Origin of the sequence: Rufibacter ruber (assembly GCF_001647275.1) — a bacterium.
In the GTDB taxonomy this organism is placed as follows: domain Bacteria; phylum Bacteroidota; class Bacteroidia; order Cytophagales; family Hymenobacteraceae; genus Nibribacter; species Nibribacter ruber_C.
The window spans coordinates 1-1862 of sequence record NZ_LRMM01000147.1; the positions used below are offsets into that span (position 1 = coordinate 1).

The following is a 1862-nucleotide window of genomic DNA, read 5'->3' on the forward strand; positions in this document are numbered from 1 at the left end:
CTTATCGCTTCCATTGAGTTAGGGCTTGGTGAGAAATGTTGTCGCAAACACTTTTACCTCCCTAATTCTTTGGAAGTTATTAAACTCTAAACAGCTTCTACAGGTTTAAAATAAACATCCTTGGCCAGGTGAATTTATTTAGCACCAAAACTGTAAGCCAATGACAGCTGAAAAACTGAGTTCTTTAGCTTAGACTCATCGTCTTTGAAGACGGTGGTAAACCCGCCGTTATATCGTAAGCCTAACTCCAGGCCATTGCTGAACTGGTAGCCGGCGCCCAGGGCATACCCTAGGTCAATTTTTCTCAGGTCATCTTCGCTGCTAATGACTTCTTCTTTTACATCTCCCTCTTCTTCGGCCCAGAAATCCATGGCCTCTTCAAACTCACGCATATCTATTTTAGACTTGACCAGGTAAGAAACAGTGGGGCCGGCTTCTACAAACAAGTTGCCAGACTGGTAGCGGGCCATTACGGGAACATCAAGGTAGTGCAGCGTCATTTTTGCATGGTACTTCTTCATTTCGAATATGAAACCAAAGCCTCCATTTTCCCAGTCAGAAGGGTCTCCCCAATCTCCTAAGTCAATAGTAGAAAGATCAGGAAACATGAAAGATAACCTGGAGCCTTTCATGGAGTACAGCGCCTCTGGCCGAATAAAGAAATTGTCAGTGATTTTGAAGTTAGCATAAACACCAGCATGAAAGCCCGGCGTATACTTTTTCTTAAAGCCTACCCCCATGTCTTCTTCGTCTGAAGACTCTTCGCCGGTGAACGTGCTATAGCTGAAACCAGCTTTCAAACCAAGCTGTACCCCTGACTGTGCTTGGGCCAAAGCGGCAGAGAAAATGGCTGCCACCAGAATCGCTAATTTTTTCATAGGTTGAGTGAGCTGAAAAGAATAAGGGTTCAGAAGTAGTATGGTTTGTGTAGGGCGTACAGCTATGAAAACAGCAGAAGGAATACCTCTATATTTGCAACCTGTAGCCGTTGCCCTGTATTCCAGACAGAGCTTAGCAAGGTTTCCCCTACGGGCTTCTAAAAAATATTTACAAAAGAAAACGGAGCTGTTCTATTTATAAGGAGTGGTGGGGCAAATGAATTGGCAGAAGGAGCTTAGCCGTAAGAATAGCGTTTCCTGTTTTTGAGCTGATTTTTGAAAAACAGCTCAAAAACAGGAAACGCTAACACCGTAGTCTATATATGTAGATGAATTACTAGTCTACCTCTCTATATATAATCTACCTCTATATAATAGTAGAGGTAGTGTCCTGGTAAAGCATGAGGGCTCGCTCTTATATATATATAGGTAGTGTGCTCAATATATAGAGAGAAGAAGCAGACGGAAGAAAGAGAGTGAACCATCATTCTGCAAGCGTGCGGGAGAAGCTGAATCCAACCTAATAATTAAAGCCACTTTCTTGTGATAAGGTAAGAGATAGTAGAAGTTGCGATATAGTAAAGCAGTTAGCAAACTATCCCTCCATTATAAAGAAGAGAAATGATCTGTAAAAGTAGGAGGCGAAACTCCTCTTATAGAGAGATAAAAGCGGATTGCCACAAAAGGTAGGTACGCATCACTACTTGGGTGACGCAGTAGAGCTTAAGCTCACAGACCTTTCTGTTAAACTGATATAGCTGTAAATCCCCATGTAAAGCGTCAAATTGCCACAATATAGATTGTAAAGACATGGCGCCGTCAGCCGGGAAACCCAGAGGCGGGCAGCTTCCTGCACTGCAGAGCAGGCGGGGAGACAATTTTTAGAAAAAACTTCCAGTGGGGAACTGGCTGAGACTGAGGCGGGTTCTGTCTCAGCGCCCGCCGCGGGCGGCGTCCGTGGGGGCTCAAAAGGGTGTTGGGTTT

Annotated in this window: 1 protein-coding gene; it reads right to left on the minus strand. The window is 44.2% G+C overall.

What is annotated here, in order from left to right; genetic code table 11:
• Positions 1–134: 134 nt before the first annotated feature.
• On the minus strand, positions 135–878 hold the full coding sequence (locus A8O25_RS22250; protein WP_066839861.1) for a porin family protein: 744 nt from the start codon (positions 876–878) through the stop codon (positions 135–137).
• Positions 879–1862 lie beyond the last annotated feature (984 nt).